Annotated in this window: 20 protein-coding genes and 1 tRNA gene; 10 read left to right on the top strand and 11 right to left on the bottom strand. The window is 34.4% G+C overall.

All coding sequences use genetic code 11. From position 1 onward, the window contains the following. Genes CBR30_05825 through CBR30_05815 form a run of 3 tightly spaced genes read right to left on the bottom strand, consistent with a single transcriptional unit; the run spans nt 1 to nt 3,048 of the window. On the bottom strand, nt 1-843 hold the full coding sequence (locus CBR30_05825; GenBank protein ID PMQ01518.1) for an ABC transporter permease: 843 nt from the start codon (nt 841-843) through the stop codon (nt 1-3). Then, on the bottom strand, nt 843-1,745 hold the full coding sequence (locus CBR30_05820) for a sugar ABC transporter permease (protein PMQ01517.1): 903 nt from the start codon (nt 1,743-1,745) through the stop codon (nt 843-845). Before CBR30_05820 ends, CBR30_05825 begins: the two co-directional genes overlap by 1 nt. Nucleotides 1,746-1,803: 58 nt before the next feature. Then, the gene (locus CBR30_05815; protein ID PMQ01516.1) at nt 1,804-3,048 is read right to left on the bottom strand and encodes an ABC transporter substrate-binding protein; all 1,245 of its coding nucleotides are present in this window, start codon (nt 3,046-3,048) and stop codon (nt 1,804-1,806) included. A gap of 196 nt (nt 3,049-3,244) precedes the next feature. Here CBR30_05815 and CBR30_05810 point away from each other — a divergent pair, with 196 nt between their 5' ends. Beyond that, nucleotides 3,245-3,622, top strand: coding sequence for a hypothetical protein (locus CBR30_05810; GenBank protein ID PMQ01515.1), 378 nt, complete (start codon nt 3,245-3,247; stop codon nt 3,620-3,622). Nucleotides 3,623-3,624: 2 nt separating this feature from the next. Then, the gene (locus CBR30_05805) at nt 3,625-3,864 is read left to right on the top strand and encodes an rRNA methyltransferase (GenBank protein ID PMQ01514.1); all 240 of its coding nucleotides are present in this window, start codon (nt 3,625-3,627) and stop codon (nt 3,862-3,864) included. 45 nt (nt 3,865-3,909) lie between these two features. Here the strand turns inward: CBR30_05805 and CBR30_05800 are convergent. The 7 genes from CBR30_05800 to CBR30_05770 form a co-directional block, all read right to left on the bottom strand. After that, nucleotides 3,910-3,999: transfer RNA gene (locus CBR30_05800), tRNA-Ser, on the bottom strand. Then, on the bottom strand, nt 4,000-5,223 hold the full coding sequence (locus tag CBR30_05795; protein ID PMQ01513.1) for an ABC transporter permease: 1,224 nt from the start codon (nt 5,221-5,223) through the stop codon (nt 4,000-4,002). After that, a complete protein-coding gene (locus CBR30_05790; GenBank protein PMQ01512.1) occupies nt 5,210-6,355 on the bottom strand; it encodes an RND transporter in 1,146 nt (381 codons plus the stop codon). Before CBR30_05790 ends, CBR30_05795 begins: the two co-directional genes overlap by 14 nt. Continuing rightward, nucleotides 6,352-7,305: a hypothetical protein gene (locus CBR30_05785; protein ID PMQ01511.1), complete on the bottom strand. Its 954-nt coding sequence runs from the start codon at nt 7,303-7,305 to the stop codon at nt 6,352-6,354. The genes CBR30_05790 and CBR30_05785 overlap by 4 nt, the downstream gene beginning before the upstream one ends. 16 nt (nt 7,306-7,321) lie before the next feature. Then, entirely contained in the window at nt 7,322-8,356 is a 1,035-nt protein-coding gene (locus CBR30_05780; GenBank protein ID PMQ01510.1) for a sugar ABC transporter ATP-binding protein, read from the bottom strand. A 98-nt stretch (nt 8,357-8,454) separates the two neighbouring features. Next, a complete protein-coding gene (locus CBR30_05775) occupies nt 8,455-9,009 on the bottom strand; it encodes a flavin reductase (GenBank protein ID PMQ01509.1) in 555 nt (184 codons plus the stop codon). Between the two features lie 9 nt (nt 9,010-9,018). Beyond that, nucleotides 9,019-9,591 carry a hypothetical protein gene (locus CBR30_05770; GenBank protein PMQ01508.1) on the bottom strand — a complete coding sequence of 191 codons (573 nt, stop codon included), beginning with the start codon at nt 9,589-9,591 and terminating at the stop codon, nt 9,019-9,021. 129 nt (nt 9,592-9,720) lie between these two features. Here CBR30_05770 and CBR30_05765 point away from each other — a divergent pair, with 129 nt between their 5' ends. Genes CBR30_05765 through CBR30_05745 form a run of 5 tightly spaced genes read left to right on the top strand, consistent with a single transcriptional unit; the run spans nt 9,721 to nt 15,927 of the window. After that, a complete protein-coding gene (locus CBR30_05765) occupies nt 9,721-11,172 on the top strand; it encodes a hypothetical protein (protein ID PMQ01507.1) in 1,452 nt (483 codons plus the stop codon). A 1-nt stretch (nt 11,173) separates the two neighbouring features. After that, nucleotides 11,174-12,205 (top strand): hydroxyacid dehydrogenase, encoded by a 1,032-nt coding sequence (locus CBR30_05760; protein ID PMQ01506.1) that lies wholly within the window; start codon nt 11,174-11,176, stop codon nt 12,203-12,205. Beyond that, the gene (locus tag CBR30_05755) at nt 12,180-13,661 is read left to right on the top strand and encodes a carbohydrate kinase (protein PMQ01505.1); all 1,482 of its coding nucleotides are present in this window, start codon (nt 12,180-12,182) and stop codon (nt 13,659-13,661) included. The genes CBR30_05760 and CBR30_05755 overlap by 26 nt, the downstream gene beginning before the upstream one ends. A gap of 14 nt (nt 13,662-13,675) precedes the next feature. Next, nucleotides 13,676-15,085, top strand: a complete 1,410-nt coding sequence (locus CBR30_05750; GenBank protein PMQ01504.1) for a phosphogluconate dehydrogenase (NADP(+)-dependent, decarboxylating) — start codon at nt 13,676-13,678, stop codon at nt 15,083-15,085. A 17-nt stretch (nt 15,086-15,102) separates the two neighbouring features. Beyond that, on the top strand, nt 15,103-15,927 hold the full coding sequence (locus CBR30_05745) for a D-mannonate oxidoreductase (protein PMQ01503.1): 825 nt from the start codon (nt 15,103-15,105) through the stop codon (nt 15,925-15,927). Between the two features lie 37 nt (nt 15,928-15,964). Here the strand turns inward: CBR30_05745 and CBR30_05740 are convergent, their stop codons facing one another. Beyond that, nucleotides 15,965-16,627 carry a magnesium transporter MgtC gene (locus CBR30_05740; GenBank protein ID PMQ01502.1) on the bottom strand — a complete coding sequence of 221 codons (663 nt, stop codon included), beginning with the start codon at nt 16,625-16,627 and terminating at the stop codon, nt 15,965-15,967. A gap of 72 nt (nt 16,628-16,699) precedes the next feature. On the opposite strand from CBR30_05740, the gene CBR30_05735 reads away from it, so the two are divergent. The 3 genes from CBR30_05735 to CBR30_05725 are packed head-to-tail and all read left to right on the top strand — an operon-like array spanning nt 16,700 to nt 19,630. Then, nucleotides 16,700-17,248: a hypothetical protein gene (locus CBR30_05735; protein PMQ01501.1), complete on the top strand. Its 549-nt coding sequence runs from the start codon at nt 16,700-16,702 to the stop codon at nt 17,246-17,248. After that, on the top strand, nt 17,161-18,303 hold the full coding sequence (locus CBR30_05730; GenBank protein ID PMQ01500.1) for a hypothetical protein: 1,143 nt from the start codon (nt 17,161-17,163) through the stop codon (nt 18,301-18,303). The genes CBR30_05735 and CBR30_05730 overlap by 88 nt, the downstream gene beginning before the upstream one ends. Before the next feature lie 34 nt (nt 18,304-18,337). Next, entirely contained in the window at nt 18,338-19,630 is a 1,293-nt protein-coding gene (locus CBR30_05725; GenBank protein PMQ01499.1) for a hypothetical protein, read from the top strand. The last annotated feature ends 70 nt before the right edge of the window (nt 19,631-19,700 follow it).

Below are 19,700 nucleotides of genomic sequence, written 5' to 3'. Positions count from 1 at the left end.
CTAAGTTCCTGAGAGGGAGCCTGCAAGAAGCCCTCTCATAAAGTATCTACCAAGAAAGATGTAAACAAGTAGCGGGGGAAGAGCGGTTAGAAGGGCTCCAGCCATTTGTATATTCCACTCTACAAAATAACTTCCTGCAAGATTATTTAAAGCGACGGTTATTGGCTGTACTGATGGATTTGGTGCGACAACAAGTCCAAATAAAAAGTCGTTCCAAATGGATGTAAATTGCCAGATCATAACTACTGCAAAACCCGGCATTGATACTGGAAATATTATTCTTCTGTAGATTCCTGCAAAGCCAGCCCCATCGATCTTCGCCGCTTCTATTATCTCTGAAGGGATGGTAGCATAGTAGTTTCTAAAAATAAGAGTAGTTATAGGGATTCCATATACCGAGTGGACAAAAATGAGTCCCAGAATAGAGCCATAAAGCTTTGTTTTTTGGAGCACTTGGACCAGTGGTATAAGGATGCTTTGATAAGGAATAAACATACCGAAGAGAAGTATGGGAAAGATTATATCTGCCCCTTTAAATCTCCATTTTGTAAGGACATAACCATTCATGGAGCCCAAGAGGGCGGAGATTATAGTAGCAGGTATAACAAGGTATATACTATTCATAAAGTTTTGTGAAAGCCCTCTTAATCCTCTTTGTGGGTTTCCTTTCCATGCAGTGATAAAGCTTTCAAAACTTAGATTTTTTGGTAGTTTCCACATATCTCTTAAGTTAACTTCCGCAAAGCTTTTAAAACTTGTAGCCAATAATACATAAACTGGCATCAAATAGAAGATAGCAAAGATTATAAGGACAATATAGATTAAAAGTCTTGAAATTTTCATTATCTTTTTACCTCCGACCTTAGACTATATCTCAAATAAGGAATTATTAATACTGCTACGGAGATTAATAAGATTATGGCAATACTTGCCCCTTGGGAGAAGTAGTTTCCTCTAAAAGTGGTATCGTACATAAATAAAGCAGGAACATCACAAGAAAAACCTGCCCCACTCCCAGTCATTGCAAAAACTAAATCAAAGATCTTAAGAGATATATGTCCTAATACGATGATAGCACCAAGAGTAATTGGTCTTAGGAGAGGAAGCACAATAAATCTATATACTCCCCAGGTGCTTGCACCATCTACTTGGGCTGCCTCAAAAAGCTCTGTAGGTATTCCTCTGATACCTGCCAAATACATAGCCATAACATATCCAGACATTTGCCATACTGCAGCAATTACTACCGCCTTTATTCCAATTCTTGGGTCTGTATACCATCCACTTTTTAAGAAAGAAAGTCCAATCTTATCCAGCAACATATTTATTCCTACACTTCCACCAGCACCACCTGTCCCAGGATTTAGGAGCCATCTCCAAACAACACCAGTCACTACAAAAGAAATTGCCATAGGGAAAAGATAGATATTTCTAAAAATATTCTCTCCCTTTATTTTTCTATCTAATAATATGGCAAGAAAAAGACCAATTATTAAACTTGATGTGATAAATAGTATGGTGAAAACAAAAAGATTTTTGATAGATATTTGAAATCTATAATTCCCAAAAAGTTCTATATAATTTTTTAGTCCTACAAAGGTATAATCAGGAAATACATTATTCCAATTAACTAATGAAACTACTCCTGTCCACGCAATAAATCCATATACAAAAATTGCTATAAGAATTACAGAGGGTAATAAGAATAAAATTGGAACAATCTTCTCTTTGTTTACTTTTTTCATATTATTCCCCCTTAAAAAAGAAGGGGAGAGGATTTTCTCCTCTCCCCTTTTATTTTTACTATTGTTTTACTCCTTGCTTAACTGCAATATTTACTAAAGCTTTTTGGGTTGTCTTCACATCAGGTCTTACTACAAATAGGGAAATTACATCTTTGAACTCTGTTACCCATCCTTCAGATGCTGCAGCACCATGCATTACACTTGGTACAATTTTGTAAGTTTGCCAGTACTTCATTGTTGCCTGTTGATAAGCAGGGAATTTAGAGGCATCCACGTCAGTTCTTGCTGGAATTGATCCCTTCTTAATATTAAATGCTTCTTGTCCTTCCTTAGAACCTAAGATCTTTAAAAAGGCTATTACATTCTCTCTGTTCTTTACGCCCTTTGGTAATCCAAAGCTATCGGATAATGCATCAAATATATCCGCATTGTTTGGAGCTGAGTACCAGCCAAAATCATTAAATCCTTTTGCGAGGAAGTACCCTACAGCCCAATCTCCCATTATATTCATTGCCGCTTTCCCTTCTACAAGTAATGCACATGCCTCATCCCATGTGCGGGCAGAATGGTCTGGATTTACATAAGTAAGCATCTTTTTGAAGGTTTCTAATGCGTCTGTTACTCTTGGGTCCGACCACTTTGTCCTTCCATCCCAAAGCCCTTTATATCCTTCAGCTCCTAATTTTCCTATGAGAACTGTTTCAAAAACATGGGCAGCTTCCCATCCATCCTTTGTTCCAAGGGCAAGAGGAATAATACCTTTCTCTTTTAATGCTTCTGCTACTTTGAAGAACTCATCGAAGGTTTTAGGGGGTAATAGATTATTTTCATTGAAGATCTTTTTATTGTACCAGAGGACATTTGCTCTATGGATGTTTACAGGAACAGACCAGTACTCACCATTGTAGGATACTATATCAAGAATTCCCTTAGGCATTACTTTTGTCCAACCTTCTTGTTTATAAATGAAAGTGATTGGTTCCATAAATCCTGTTTTAACCCATGTATCAATTAACTCATGTCCTGCATGAACTTGGAATGTATCTGGAGGATCTCCACCAAGCATTCTGGTTTTTAATACTGCTTTTGCATTGGCACCTGCGCCACCAGCAACTGTCGCATTAATAATCTCTACATCAGGATATTTTTTATGGAAGATATCAAATAGTGCTTGAAGCCCTTCCGCCTCTCCTCCTGCAGTCCACCAGGAGAAAATCTCAATTTTACCTTTTAACTGTGCAATCGAGGGTAAAACAAGGAGAAGTAAAATCAAGGAAAATATTACTAAGCCCTTCCTCCACATAACTAAACCCTCCATTTTTTAAATTTTTTTAGGGGAAGGAACAGTTTAAATTGGAAAGCTTTTTACCACCTCCTAACTTTTATTTCTGAAAGAAACTTACATAAATATTTTAAACCTACATTTTTTTAAAATCAATATTGACAAATTGCACATATGTGGTAAAATATCATTACAAAAAAATAGGAAAGGAGGAATTATGAGAAGAGGATTTGGTTGCCGTAAATGGACAGTCTTGACTTCTCAAAGCTTATTGAGTGCTCTTATTTTGTCTGTTTTGGCAAAGAAAAGCCTTCATGGTTATTCTTTACTTGATGAGTTAAAGGAGATGGGGATAGATACAAGCTTGATTCATCATACAGTTATCTATAGATTACTGAGATTTATGGAAGTTAATGGACTTGTAAAGTCTGAATGGGAAACTGGAGGAACAGGACCTGCAAGAAGAATTTATATGATTACTGAATTGGGGATTGAGTATCTAAAAGATTGGTATATGAAGGTAAAGGATGATCTAAACATAATGGAGAAAATAATGAAGAATATAGAGGAAAGTATTTTGAAAGGAGGTGAATAAAAATGTTTGGATGGAGAGGAAGAGGATTTAGAGGTTGGTCTCCTGATTGGCCCTATGTAGGGATTGGTAGAGGTGGTCTTCCAAGATGCTGGTATCCTGGTTTTTGGGGTTGGTGGAGATATAGATATCCTTACACCTATTCCAAAGAAGATGAACTAAATTTTTTAAAAGAAGAGGCGGACGCCTTAAAGGCATACTTGGCGGATTTAGAGGCGAGAATAAAAGAATTAGAATCTAAGTAATTCTGAAAAATGGGGGAGAAAATAATCTCCCCCATTTTATTTTTTTGGCGGAGAGGGTGGGATTCGAACCCACGAGGCAGTTTCCTGCCTACTCGCTTTCGAGGCGAGCGCCTTAGTCCACTCGGCCACCTCTCCCTATTCAGACCTTAAAGCCTGAATAGGATCAAGATTTCCAGCCCTTACAGCGGGCACAACCCCAAAAACTAATCCAACAAAGAAGGAGAACAGAAATCCTAAGATAATTATATTTAAATTTATAGAGAAAGGAATATCAAAATTTTTTAGAATATTTCCTGCAATAAGGGCTAAGAAGATTCCAATAAGTCCTCCTAAAATTCCTAATATAGACGACTCTATGAGGAATTGAATTAGTATATCTTTTTTCCTTGCCCCAACTGCCTTTCTTATTCCAATCTCCTTAATTCTCTCCATTACTGATACAAGCATTATATTCATTATCCCAATTCCTCCAACTATGAGGGAAACTCCAGCAATTCCTGCTAAAGTTAAAGTTAGTATGTTTAGTATTTCATTCATTGCGGAGAGCAAATCTTCTTGTTTAGCAATTACAAAATTAGTTCTTCCTCTTCTCTGCTTTAATATCAAAATTAATCTTTGTCTAAAGCTTTCCAGCTCTTCCCCCCTTTTAACCTCTATTGCTATAAAATTAATGTTTTGACTACCTCTTAAAGTTAAAGCTAAAGTTAGAGGTATTATTATTCTTCTATCCAAGTCGTTCATATTAGAGGAGATACCTTTTTCCTTTAGAACGCCTATAACTCTATAGTTTTGTCCTCCAATATTTAGTTCTTTTCCTATGGCGTCTTTGAAACTTCCTGCTATATCTATGGCTATTTTGGGACCAATGATACATACTTTCTCCCTTCCTTCTATTTCAGAGTCTGTAAAAAATCTTCCTGCAAGAAGTCCCTCCCTTGATATTATTAGTCCGTCCATATCAGTTCCAACAATTGAGCCAGAAATTTCAACGAATTTATATTTGATATCTAAGCTAAGATTAACTGACGTAGAGACTAATAAATCATCTTTGAATAGTAGTTTTAAATATTTTAGATCGTCATAGGTAAAGGGCTTGGGGATACCACGGGATGCTCGAGAGGAATTACGGAAAGAATTGAAATCTCCTTGGGTTTCTACAGCGGAAGGGAATATAATTAAAGTATTTGTACCTAAATTTTCCATGACTTGGGTGACCCTATTTTTGGCTCCCTGCCCAATGGATATGAGGAGAATAACTGTAAATACACCTATAATAATTCCTAATATGGTTAGAAAGGATCTTAATTTACTTGTTCTTAAAACATAGAAGGCGCTTTTAAAAGCCTCAATTATTTTCATAAGTAATCCCCCGTACCTTGCTCTTATTTTTAAGATTTTTGGGAGGTGAAAGAATTATAAAGTCTCCCTCTTTTATTCCTTTTAAAACCTCAATCTTATCTCCTAATATATCGCCTAAAGTTACCTCTTTTTCTATGGCATGATTATCATTAATAATATAGGCATAGGTTTTTCCTTCCTTAAACTCAATAGCACTTAGAGGAATGACTAAAGCATTTTTCTTTACCCCCACATATATATTACAAGAAACGGACATCCCCTCTTTTACCTTATCACCTAATGTAGGCACTCCAATCCTTACCTCATAAGCATAGGTTCCATCCTTTCCTATGGATGGTGAAAAGGATACGCTTTTTACATAGCCTTCCCACCACTTATCTCCTAAGGCGTCTACTTTTACATCAGCTTTTTGTCCTTCCTTTATCTTCATAACATTTGTTTCATCAACTCTTACCACTGCGTTTATTGAACTTATGTCCACGATGGTCATGATGCTATTTGTAGTAGATCCTCCTATCATCCCTAAAAGGGAGGAAAAATTGGAAAGACTTCCCAAATTTAATAAATTTGTAGAGGAGGATGAAGTATTTGGGGATACTTTTTGCCCCTTTTCTGCATTTACACTAACAACTATACCATCTATGGGTGATTTTAGGTATTTTTCTTGCAGCATCTCTTTCAAATTGTTGTAATAAATTTCTAAGAGCCCTCTTATACTCTCAAAGGACATACTATTGTTACTACTATTATTAGTTTGCATACCTAAGAAATTGCCTAATATGTTTCCTCTTGAGGATAGAAGCTCTTGGGTTTTTACAAGCTCCAGCATAAGCTCCAAATTCTTAATTTGGCTCTCTATTTCTTTAGTATCAAGAGTGGCTAAAATGTCCCCTTTTTTGACTCTTTGTCCCTGTTTCACCCTTATATCCAAAAGGGTTGAGGAGAATTTAGGATAAATATCTACTTTATTATTGAAAGATATATAACCTGAGGCAGAAATGATAATAGGTAAATCTTCCCTTTGAGCTTTGTAATAGTATACCTCAATAGGTGGCTTAAAAAGGTCTGTTGTAAAATAAACTGTAATAATTGTAACAAGTATTATTGCAATTCCTATTATTGATTTTTTCATTTAGCTCCCTCCAACTTATTCAAAAAATTCTCTAAGTAATTTACATAACCTTTTGTCCATCCTGCACAAAGTTCTAAGGCTTGCAAAATGACGCTATCATATTCATCCCTTATTGGTGATACATAATCCTTAAAAAATTTAGGATCTGCCTTAAAGTTTTTAACCTTGTTAATATCATCTCCATAATACTTTATTTGTAGATCCCAGAGTTTGCCCATAAATCTTCGAGAAAGCCATGCCGCTTTTACACCTGCCTCTTCAGGATTTGTAATCTCCAAGGGTTTTGCCTCTTTAAGCACCTTTATATACTTTGGATTTCCTGATTTTATTTGATACTCTTGGTAATCTTCTAAGGTATAATGGTGGTTTTCTCCCTGCATTATGAGTTTGTCAAGATTAAATATTCCAAAAACTACATTTTCTAAAGGCATGGGATAGGCATGAAAGGGCATTGATAAATCTTGAAGGTAGTGAAGACTATAAGCAAAGAACCTGAATCCCCAATAATAATCTCCTTTTTGAAAAGCCTCTCTTGCTAAGTTCCAAAAATGTATGATCCTTTTTGGTGCTTCACCAAGCTTTAATGCCCCCTGAAAGGTTATAAAATACATATGTCTCCAACCAGAGCTTCCTCCCATAAGTTTTTGCATAGAACTAAGATTAAGGTTTTCATCCATGCCATTATCAGGTTCTGTTACATATCTTGTAATTATAGTTTTTGCAGAGATTTTTTCTCCAATTTTCTCTCCTCTATATGGAATTACATAATTGGGATTATAAGGAGAAGGATCGTTATAAGTATAGGGTGTTACAGGTATATTATTGTATTTATCAAGCCAAGGAAAATTCTCCAAAATTATCTGGGTCATCTCAGCATGGGCAGACCAGGAAAATATGGGCATTATAAATAAAATTATCCCTAAAATTAAAAGCAATACTTTCTTTTTCATAAATTTCCCTCCTCAATTAATATATTCTTTCTTCAGTATCAGGATCAAAAAAGTAGAGCTTTTCAGGAAGCTCTAAATATATCTTTTCTCCTACTCTAAATCTATAGTCTTCCTTTGGTATTTTAATCTTTATGGTTTTTTTTGCAACGTCTATATGTAATGTTTGAAATTTATCAGACGGCAAGTTCTCAATAAAATATAATTCTCCTATTAATCCTTCCCCTCTATCATTTATCTTTACCTTAGACGGTGAAAATCCCCATATAATTTCCTTTTTATTAAAATCAAAATTTATAGGAATCTCTATGTTTTCAAAAATAATTTTTCTGTCTATCACTTTACTTCTAAAAATATTCATAGGAGGATCTCCCACAAAGCTTGCAACGAAAGCATGTTTTGGATCTTCGGTAAGATCCTCGTAGGTTCCCACTTGTAGTATTCTTCCTTCATGCATAACTGCTACCAGATCTCCAAGGGCAAAGGCTTCTTTCTGATCGTGGGTCACGTAAACGGTAGTTACCTCAAATCTAACCAAAAGTTTTTTAATCTCTGCTCTTGTAATAACTCTTAGCTTGGCATCCAAATTTGATAGGGGCTCATCCATAAGCATTATGGTAGGATTCCTAACTATACATCTTCCAATTGCAACTCTTTGCTTTTCTCCTCCTGACAATGTACGAGGTTTTCGAGGAAGTAGATCTTCAAAACCTACACCAAGGATCTTTGCAGTCTCTTTTATTCTTTCATCGATCTCCTCTTTAGGTCTCTTTCTAATCCAAAAATAAAAAGCTAAATTACCTCTCGCCTCATAATGAGGATATAGAGCATAATCTTGAAAAACCATGCCTATGCCTCTATCCTTTGGGGGCAAGTCATTAACTATTTTTTCATTGAAATAAATATTTCCATAATCAGGCTTTTCAAGACCTGCTATTACCTTGAGAAGTGTGGTTTTTCCACAGCCAGTAGGTCCTATAACTGATAAAGTTTTACCTTCTGGAATTATGAGGTCTACATCTCTTAATGCATAAATTCTTCCCTCTTCCTCTATAGGAAGATCTTCAAGAAGCTTTTGCTTTTTTTCTCTTTTAAAAAGAGTGAATTCAAACTCTCTTTTAAAAGTTTTTGTTACTCTTTCTAATCTTACCCTTACCCCATTTTAATCTCTATCCTCTCCATTCCCTTACACATAGTATAGGTATCCTGTCCTAAATACATAGATGGGCTAAAGTTTTCTAAATTGTAGATCCTATCAAACTTATCCTCTTCTACTTCGCTATAAACTACTTTACCTATTACTAATACATGATCTCCTTTCAGATCTTTTATATCTTCTAAAGTGCACTCTATATGGGCAGGGCATTCCTTAATGACAGGAGCTTTTATCTTTTTTGCACTTATAGGGGTAAGATTAGCTAATTTAAACTTTTCATGATCCCTACCTGAATATCTCCCACATATTAATGTAGCTTTAGAAAGCTCATAGGAGGGTATATTGATAGCAAATTCTCCCGTTTCTTTAATTAATTGAAGAGTAAATCTTTCAGGTCTCAGACTCATGACTACTAAAGGTGGATTAATGCTAAAGGGAACAAGCCAAGATACTGTCGTTACATTAGGTCTTCCAATTTTACTAATACTTGTTATTAAAAAGGCTGGTAATGGATGTAAAAGGTATATAAAGTTGTGTTTTAACTCCTTCATACTATCACCTCATAATTTTAATATCCATTCCCAATCATACTTGGTAGATACAAAAGTGCCTTTATTATAATTTAGTTTTTCTGTTTCTAAAGCAACTACCATTTGTTTTGCAAAAGCATCTTGATCCTTTTTGCTCATGTAATCTTTTAATGCAGAGTAAGGGAAGCCTATGAATAGGGTTTTACCATTGAAGGGATCCTTTTTATCTTCTACCATTACTATAATGTTTATCATGGTCTTTGGAGGGAGGGTGATATCATTCAAGATAGGCAAAAGCTCTTTTAATACCCTATTTGCCAGGGTGGGATAAGGGAGCCCGTCCTTATGGGATTGTGTATAGCAGGATATAACAAGTCCAGTTATAGGATGGTATACACAAGATCCGAATTTAAAAGTTTCATCAAAGGCTTTGACGTTTTTCTCGAAGTTTGATTTATAGACTTTACTGAAGGATTCTATATGTAGAACAAATATGGTGGCTGGTCTTGTCTTTTGATTTGTTTGGGTTTGGGTTGAGGTTTGAGCATAAACAAGCCCTAATACCATGATGATAATAAGAGACAAAAATAAATACCTTTTCATAATTTTACACCTCCAAATTCCTTTTTTCATATTATACACCATTATTAAGTTGAGATTAATTTTAAACTATGATAAACTTTATAAAAGATTATTTTTTTTGTGAGCTTAAAAATTAATGGAGGTAGGAATATGATAAATGATATTGAAAAGTTCTTATCTTCATATGGTTGGAAAATATATCCTGGTTCCTTTAGAAAATTTTCTGAAGATAAATATTTATTTGTTGGTAAAAAGGATAAAGAGAAAAAAATAGGATTAGTAAATGGTCAATCACTTTTACTTTCTTTCCCTTATTACTCTCAGGATTTATACTATGGACCTCAAAAGATCTATATAAATTTTTACCCGTTAACTTTTGAAAATTATTTAAAACTAAAAAAGGTTTATAATCTAAGTCCCACTGTTTGTGATAAGAAAACATCCTTTGGTACAGGAGATAGATTAGGGCTTGTTTCCTCAGCTCACCTTAGGGTACTTAAAGATTATGAGGTTTTTCCTGTGATTATTCAGCAGTCCCCAAGGGAACTTATAAAAACTCATAGAGATTTTAAGGATGTATTGTTAAAAGGTGTTTTAGGATTCTTAGAGTCTGGATATAATGGAAATTTTGGGGCAGATGCGGATCATATAAAGGATGAGGAATATTTAAAATCCGCTATAGAGGCAGGCTATACAATGTATACCATAGATATTAGTGATTTTCTCGTAAAAATATCTTCTTTAGATAAAGGGGATATTTATGATAGAGTAAGAAATATTTCGGATTTTGGGAAAAAAATTATTAATAAGTATGCAGGGAAGAAACTAAAGGAAAAAGATTTTGAATATGAATTTAATGAAGATAGGCTAATTGAATCTGCAATTACCTATGAAAATGGACTCAAGTTTATTGAGAAGGTTTATGCTATTCTTGAGGATAATCTTAAAGACTACAATCTTGAGGTATCTATTGATGAAGGGGAGAGAGATACAACCTTAGAGGACCATTTGTTTGTGGCAGAGTATCTTCATGAGAGAGGTATAGACTTTTGGAGTTTAGCTCCTAAGTTTCCTGGGGAATTCCAGAAGGCTTTAGATTATAAAGGAGATATTAATAAATTTGCTGAGGAATTAAGAAAGCATTATATAGTTGCTAAGAAGATTGAAGGATATAGATTAAGTTTGCATTCTGGAAGTGATAAGTTCAGTATTTACAAAGATTTTTCTAAAATTACTGAGAAAAACTTTCATATTAAGACTTCAGGTACCAGTTGGTTACAGGCAATAAGACTTATTGCAAAATTTGATAAAGAATTGTTCTTGGAATTGTATCATATAGCATTAGAAAATTTAGAGGAGAGTAAAAAAGCCTACAAGGTAGACATAAAAAAAGAAGATTTTCCAAAGGAACCTAATTTAGATCTCTTAGAATTTTTCGAAAAGCCAGAGGTCAAACAGTTATTCCATATATCTTATGGAGCTCTCTTAGATGAGAGAAGGAGTGAAATTTACAATATATTAGATAGATATGAAGAAGAGCATTACGAGCTTGTAGCAGAGAATATTAAAAAACATTTAGTAAAGATCTTTGAGGAGGTTTGAGATGGTTAGGATTGCCATTGTAAATTCCAGTAGCTTTGGTAAATATTTTCCTGAGCATATAGAAAGGTTAAAGGCTTTAGGAGAAGTAGAGAGGTTTGAATTTCCAGAGGATATTGCCGGAAAGACATTAGCGGAAAAATTAAAGGGATTTTCTATTATTATTGCCAGTGTTAAGCCCTATTTTAATGAAGAATTTTTTAGGTACAAGGATGAGACCATTCTTATTGCAAGACATGGTATAGGATACGATAATATCGACATTAAATCTGCAACAGAAAAAGGAGTTATTGTTACTAAGGTAACAGGAGAGGTGGAGAGGGAGGCTGTAGCAGAAACTGCAGTGGCTCTTCTTATGGCTGTTATGAGGAAGGTGAGAGAGGCATCTTTAAAGGTTAAAGAGGGAAAATGGAAAGAGAGAGCAAGATTCATAGGTTGGGAGATAAAAGGAAAAACGGTGGGAGTTATAGGCTTCGGGAATATTGGAAGTAGAGTTGGGGAAATCTTGAAAAATGGTTTTAATGCAAGACTTGTTGCTTATGATCCAAAATTACCACCGGATGAGATTAGGAAGAGGGGAGCAGAACCTGTTTCTTTGGAGGAACTTTTAAAAACTTCAGATATTATTTCTCTTAATGCATCATTAAGTGCAGAAAATTATCATATGTTATCTGATAGAGAGTTTTCATTAATGAAGGATAATGTCTTTATAGTGAATACAGCAAGAGGAGAGCTAATAGATGAGAAAGCTTTAATAAAAGCTATTGAGTCGGGAAAGGTTGCAGGAGTAGGTATGGATGTGGTGGAGGGAGAGCCTATTGATGAAAATCACCCGCTTCTTAAGTACGAGAATGTATTAATAACTCCCCATATTTCTGCTTACACCTATGAATGTTTAAAGGGTATGGGAGATAAAGTGGTATCAGATGTGGAAATGGTGCTAAGAGGTGAAATACCAAGTGAAGTGATAAATAAAGAGGTAATTGAAAAATTTATGAAGAGGAGGGGACATGGAGGACTTAATTCTTGCTGTTGATATTGGTACCACCAATGTAAAGGCTGGGGTTTTAGATTTTAATGGAAATATTCTTCGTATTGCCAGTAAAGAGGTCCCTCTTGAAAGGGATGATACAGGAAAGGCGGAGCATAACCCCGATACCCTTTTTGAGACTTTTATTAAGATTTGTAGAGAAGTTTCAGAAGGATTTGAAGATAGAATAATCTTGTTAGTGCCCTCTACTTATATGTTCGCCTTACTTCCTGTAGATAAGGATTTAAAGCCTCTTACTGGGATTATTACCCTTTTAGATACTCGTTCTCAAGAGACCTTTGAAGAGTTATCTAAGGTTGTTGACTTTGAAGAGATTTATAACAGAACAGGATGTCCCCCTTTATTCCATTACCCATTTGCTAAGATCTATTGGTTGAAGAAGAGGCATAGGGAAATTTTTGAAAAGGCAAGATATTTTTTATGTTCAAAAAGTTTTATAATCTCTAAACTGATAGGAGAGGTAATTTCTGAACCAAGTGTTTCTGCAGCAACCCAAATGATGAATATAAATAAATTGGATTGGGATGATTACGCACTAAGCTTCTTAGAAATAAATTACAGTAATCTTCCTAAGCTTGTCTCCTCAGAGACCATACTGGGAAAGGTCTCTAAGGAAGTATTAAAAATGATGAACTTGAAAAGGGATGTAGAGCTTCTAACAGGGGTATATGATGGGGGAGCTGTAGGTCTTGGAATAGGAGCCATGGGAGGCTCTGTGGGGGTCATAAATCTTGGAACAACAGGGATGCTTAGAGTAACTTATGATAAGCCTGTAGTGGATAAGGATAAAAGCATGAGATTTCAGGCTTACTATCTTTGTAATAATAAATGGTATATTGGGGGAGCAGTAAATAATGCTGGTATAATCTTGAGATGGTTTAGAGATAATATATTTAATTTGAGCTATGAAGAACAAACTCTTCTTGCTGACCAAGATAATTCTAAAAACCTCTTCTTTTTACCCTTTATTACTGGAGAAAGATATCCAGAGATTGGAAATATTGCATCTGGTGTGTTTTTTGGACTGAAGAGTTTTCATACAAAAAATCATATGATTAGGGCAGGTATGGAAGGAGTTACTTATTCTCTAAAGCTTTCCTATGATGCCCTTTTGGAAAACGGAATAGATATTTTTGAGTTAAGAGCAGGAGGCGGAGGGTCAAAATCTTCATTATGGATGAATATATTTGCAAATGTATTCAATAAGCCTATAAAAGTGATTGATTCTGAAGAATCTGCCCTTTTAGGCTCTGCAATTCTTGGAACTTACTCCTTAGGGGTTTATAAAAACCTTAAAAGCGCGACTGATAAACTGGTAAAGATTAAAGAAGTTTATATGCCTTCAGAAGACCTCGCCCAATACTACTCAAAAAGATACGAGTTTTTTAAGTATCTGGTAAGATATATGAAAGAAGCCTTCGAAAGGCATAATAAATTATAAAGGAGGTAATCTTAATGAAGGGAGATATTGGTTTAATAGGATTAGCAGTTATGGGGCAGAATTTAGCCCTAAATATAGCAAGAAAAGGTTACAAAGTATCTGTATATAATAGGACTTCCTCAAGGACTGAAGAATTTGTAAAGGAAAAGGTTAAGGATGAGAAAATAATCCCTTGTTACGATATTAAAAGTTTTGTAGAATCTTTAGAGACCCCAAGAAAGATTATATTAATGGTTAAAGCAGGACAGCCAGTTGATGATACTATAAAGGAGCTCCTGCCCTACTTAACTCCAGGAGACTTAATTATTGATGGAGGGAATTCTCATTATTCAGATACTTCCCGAAGATTAAAAGAATTAAGAGAAAAAGGTATTCTTTTCTTAGGAATGGGAGTTTCGGGGGGAGAATATGGAGCTCTTCATGGTCCCTCTTTAATGCCAGGAGGCACAAGAGAGGCTTATCAATTAGTGGAGGAAATATTGTTAAAGATTTCAGCACAAACCGAGGATGGACCCTGTTGTACCTATGTAGGAGATGATTCCGCAGGACATTTTGTTAAGATGGTACATAATGGTATAGAGTATGCATACATGCAGGCAATTGCAGAAGTTTACGATATTATGAGAAAGGTTTTGAAAATGAATAGTAAGGAGATAGGAGATGTTTTTGAGGAATGGAATAAAGGGGATTTAAACTCCTTTCTAATGGAGATATCTTACAAAATAATGAGATTTATTGATGAGGAAACTGGAAAGCCTCTTGTGGAACTAATTTTGGATAAGGCAGAACAAAAGGGAACTGGGAAGTGGACAGCCCAAACTGCTCTTGACTTAGGTGTCCCAACACCTTCCCTTGATCTTGCAGTATCTGCAAGAACTCTTTCCCATTTCAAAGATATGAGAAGAGAACTCTCTAAGAGATATGATAAGGTTGTTTCTATCTTTTCATTAAATAGGGATGAGGTTTTAGAGGATTTAAGAAAATCTCTTCTCTTTGCCATGTTCATGGCTTTTTCTCAGGGCTTGTGGCTGATTAGTGTTGCAAGCAAGGAATTTAATTACAATATTGATCTTACTGAGGTCGTAAGAATTTGGAAAGGAGGCTGTATAATTAGGGCAAGACTACTAAATCTTTTTAGGGATATTATTAAGGAAAATCCAGAAAATGTTAATCTCCTTAATAGTGATAAGGCATATAATTTTATTAAGGAGAAATTAGAGTCTATCAAGAATGTGACAAAAATCTCAAAAGCATACAATATTCCTACATTAGTCTTGAACTCTTCCTTAGACTATTTCTTGTCTATAACAGAAGAGAATCTTCCTGCAAACTTAATTCAAGCACAAAGAGATTTCTTTGGTGCTCATACTTATCAGAGAATTGATAAAGAAGGAATATTCCATACTGTTTGGGAAGAGTTTTAAAAAGGAGGTTGAAATCTATGAGTTATGTAGAGGAACTATTTTCTGTAAAGGATAAGGTAGCTGTTTTTACTGGTGGTGCAGGAGTCTTAGCAGGTGCTATTGCAAAAGGATTGGGAAAGGCAGGAGCAAAAATAGTTGTTACTGACATAAGTCCTCTTGATGCAAGACTTGAAGAACTAAGGAAGGAAGGAATTGAGTGTGAAGGCTATTATATGGATGCATTGGATAAGAAGAGTGTAGAAGAGGTAGCACAAAAGGTAAAGGAAAGGTTTGGAAGAGTGGATATACTTTTAAATGCTGCAGGAGGAAATGATCCATCCGCAACTACATCTAAGGAAGTATCCTTTTTTGATCTAAGCATTGAAGCATTACAAAAAGTAGTTAATTTAAACTTGTTTGGTGGTGCTATAATTCCAAGTCAGGTTTTTGGTAAATTGATGCTGGAGAATGAAGATGGTGGAGTGATAATTAATTTCTCCTCTATGTCAGCTTTTAGACCTCTTACAAGAACTGTAGGATATTCTGCAGCAAAGGCAGCAGTTAGTAATTTTACACAATGGTTAGCAGTATACATAGCCCAAGAGTATTCACCTAAGATTAGAGTTAATGCAATTGCTCCAGGATTCTTACTAACCAATCAAAATAGATATTTACTATTAAATGAGGATGGTAGTTTAACTCCAAGGGGACAAGCTGTAATAGACCATACACCTATGGGAAGATTTGGAGATCCTGATGAGCTAATTGGAGCAATAATTTGGCTCTCCTCAAAGGCAAGCTCCTTTGTAACAGGTGCAGTAATACCAATAGATGGTGGATTTAATGCCTACTCAGGGGTATAATAGATAAAAAGCCCCCCAGAAATTTTTGGGGGGCTTTTTACTCCCACTCCGCCGTTACTACACTATCTAATTCTATAATTTTTGAGATAATTTCATCCTTTGTAATTTTGGCAGGTAATTTCAAATCAATAATTAAAGTAACCTTTTTACTATTCTCATCTATGGGAGGTCCCAATTCAATCCTTTTTATATTTACTCCCAAATTTCCAAGTAATGTCCCTATTTCTCCAATAGCACCAGGTCTATCCTCAATTAAGCACTTCAATATTACTGGTTTATGACTACCTAAAAATCTTATTTCTAATTCTGCAGCTACAGCTAAGGTTACCACTACTAAGAGAGTAGTAACTATGGCTGGAAAATAGAGACCTGCTCCCACTGCGAGTCCTATTCCTGCAACAGTCCAGATGCTTGCTGCTGTGGTTAATCCCTTTATAGTAGTACCAGCCCTAAATATGGTTCCTGCCCCAATAAAACCTATTCCTGTAATTACCTGAGCTGCAATTCTTCCTGGGTCCGAAGGTGATCTACCAGGAAAACCATAAGCAGATACTATCATTACTAAAGTAGAACCGAGACAAACTAAAATATGGGTCCTAAGACCTGCAGGCTTTTCCTCCTTTTCTCTCTCCCAACCTACAAGTCCTCCCAAAAGCATGGAAATAATAAGCCTTATTAAAACTTCAACCCCACTTATCATGGCTTAATTATAACATATTATTGACACCATCTTCCTATAAATCTTATACTTTTCCAAAGGATGGTGATAACGATGAAGATAATTTTAATCTTTATGCTTTTAATATTTTTGATTAATATTCTCTGGGCTCAGGAGGTTCCAGTAATTGAGAATAGAAGCAAGGTTATAGCAAGAGTAAGGGGAGTAATTCTTGGTGAATTTCCTCATGTGGAGCTCATCTTAGAGATTTTAAAAAGTGAAAATGTAGAGGGTTATAAAAATTTTGCAAAGGAAAATCAAATCATTTTAGCAACTCCATTTTCACAAACCCAGGATCTTTTTCTTTGTTATTTCTTGAGACCGTCAGATGAGGTTTTGTGCTTACTGGAATTTGTTGGGGATGAAAGAAAAAGAGGATGGATTATAAGAAGCATTAAAAGGTTAGGGAGGGAAGAGGATTTAGAGGATGTTATAAAATATTTCCTTATAGGAAAAGGCTTTATTAAAGAGGGGGAAGACTTTTCCTTTGAGATTGTGAAGAAGGATGAAAATGGGTGGGAAGTAGAGGTAAATTTATCAAGATTAAGAATAAGAATTGTTTTAGATTCTTCCTTATCTATATTATCTTTCTCTTTACTATAAACGTAATATATCCCCAAACATGGAGCTTTCAAGGAGAAGGTATTATTACTCCATCTTATGTTTGGGTAATAGGGGATACTGATCTTTTTCAAACACAGAACGTAATATACCCTGGCTTAAATTATCAAATAAAGGGAAGATTTACTCTAAATCAAATATATGAAGATCTGAATTTTAATTTCAACTATTCTACAGGCTATACTTCCCAAGATCAAATCTATCTAAATATTAAATACAAAAATATAGAAGGTATATTTAGTAATAATTTTCAAGATTCTTTAAGTTACTTAACCTTATGGAATAAAAATATAAATGGTTTTGAGCTAAGATATAAAGAGGGAAGTTTCTCTTTAAAAGCTCTGCTAACAAAGTCTGAAAGTTCTAAAAAGCAGAAAATTTTTTATGGTAATGATTCATCAGGACCCTATATTATTTCTGATTTTAATTTAGTACCGGGAAGAGAAAGAGTTTATTTAAATGGCAGATTGTTAGAAAGAGATGTGGACTATATTATAGATTACGAGTATGGGATCTTGTATTTTTCAGAGGTTATATCTTCCCAGGACTTAATAGTTATAGAATATGAGGTTTTTGGTTTGATTCGTCAGATTTACAATCTTTTAGGCCTGAAAATAGATTATAAGGATTTTTCCTTTTCCTTTCTTAATCTTGACGATCCTAATTCAAAGACCCAAAGAAGATTTTTAGAATTATCTTTTTTAAGAAGTTTCAATGAAAGTTACATAGGTTTTTCGGTTTCCCAAGGCTTAATGGAAAATGCCCTCTTAGGAAGAGCATATAATTTTTCTTTTAAATATAAAAGCCAAGTATTAAATTTGGATGGACAGAGCTTAAAGGTTGATGATAACTATCCCTATATAAAGGAGATAATGGGGAATTACGAGGTTATTCCAGGAATTTTTAGGAACAAGATAAATCTTAAGTATAGCCCTTTAAGTTCTTTAAAATACAATATGAGCTTTTTAAGGGAAGACTATGAAAATTTTTATCAAAGCATAAATCAGGATTTAACATTAAATTTAGGAAAAATTTAACATCTACGGTTATTGGGGAAATGAGATAAAAAATGTGGAAAAAGATACAAAAAGAATAAGGGGTGAGTACAAGGATATTCCTATATCTTTTTATGTTCAACAGTATAAGGAGGGAGATAAGAAAGAGATAACTAAAAATATTCTACTGTCTCCCCAAATTTCCTCTGGGAATATAAGCTTTAGTTATCAGGTAAAGGATACTTACACAAAGGAGGAGCTTTGGATAACCCAAACTACTATTCAGTTAAATCTTAATTTTCGATATAAAAATGTAAGTTTAAATTTGGGAGAGACAAGAGATTCATCGAAAAATTTAAACTTAACTATTTCATTATCTGCAAATCAATCCTTTATTTCTGATGGCTATCAAACAGATTTTACTTTGACATATATACCTATCCCTGGCTCTCTCTCCCTCTATATTAATGGTGTAAAATTGGAAAATGGAGATACCTTTACTTATTATCTTCCTTCTCAAGAACCTATTACCTATCAGGTAGAATTTCAATTAATAGATAATATTCTACAAGTATTTTTTATAGATGATTCTGGGAAAAATCCTCCTCCTTCTGGTCTTTCCATATATGTTACCTATCAATATCTCCTTCCCCAAACAAGTTATTCTAAGAAGGATAGTGTAACTGTTAATTATAAATGGAATAAAATAAATACTACATTTCAGTATAATTTTGTGGAAAAAGATGGTTCTTATTCTCGTATTTTTTCCTCCTCCCTTTATGGAGAATTATTTCCTAAATTTTGGTCAAATTTATCCTATGTTACCTATGTAGATGAAAATAGAAGAAATTTATCTTTAAACATCTCCTATAGACCGGAAAAATTTGAATTTTATTCATATTATAATTATCAGGAAAGTTTAATAGGAGTTGTGGAGAATTTATCTATAACAGGCAAATATAAATCTTCTTCTTGGGAATTACAGGGGGGTTACAACGAAAAAAAATATAATCTTACAAATTACAATCTATATGTGAAAAATTTTAATGGAAATATAAGTTTTCCATTATTAAAAGGGCAATTGGGTTTGTCTTTCTTTAATGAATTCAGAGAAGGAAGCCTTGTATTGAAATATCTTTCTTCTTCCTATGGTATATCATATAGTAGAGATATTATAGGGATTAGCTCAAAAATTTCCTTATTGAAGGAAATTTTTTCTGACAATTCTTTTAGATGGAAAAATGTATGGGAAGTTTATCCTTTTGCTGAAAATACCAGTAAAATCTTTTTAGAAAATATATATTATCAGGAGCTTAATAAATTTTACTCTTCTTGGAGGATAGGAGCTATCATAAACCTAAATTGGTAATATCCTACCTTACAGGTATAAATTTATTGACACTCATTCTAATAAGTAGTATTATTATCACGGAATTTTA

Origin of the sequence: Dictyoglomus sp. NZ13-RE01, assembly GCA_002878375.1 — a bacterium.
Lineage (GTDB): Bacteria > Dictyoglomota > Dictyoglomia > Dictyoglomales > Dictyoglomaceae > NZ13-RE01.
Note: the sequence above shows the minus strand (reverse complement) of the source record. Positions and strands in the feature narration are given on the sequence as shown.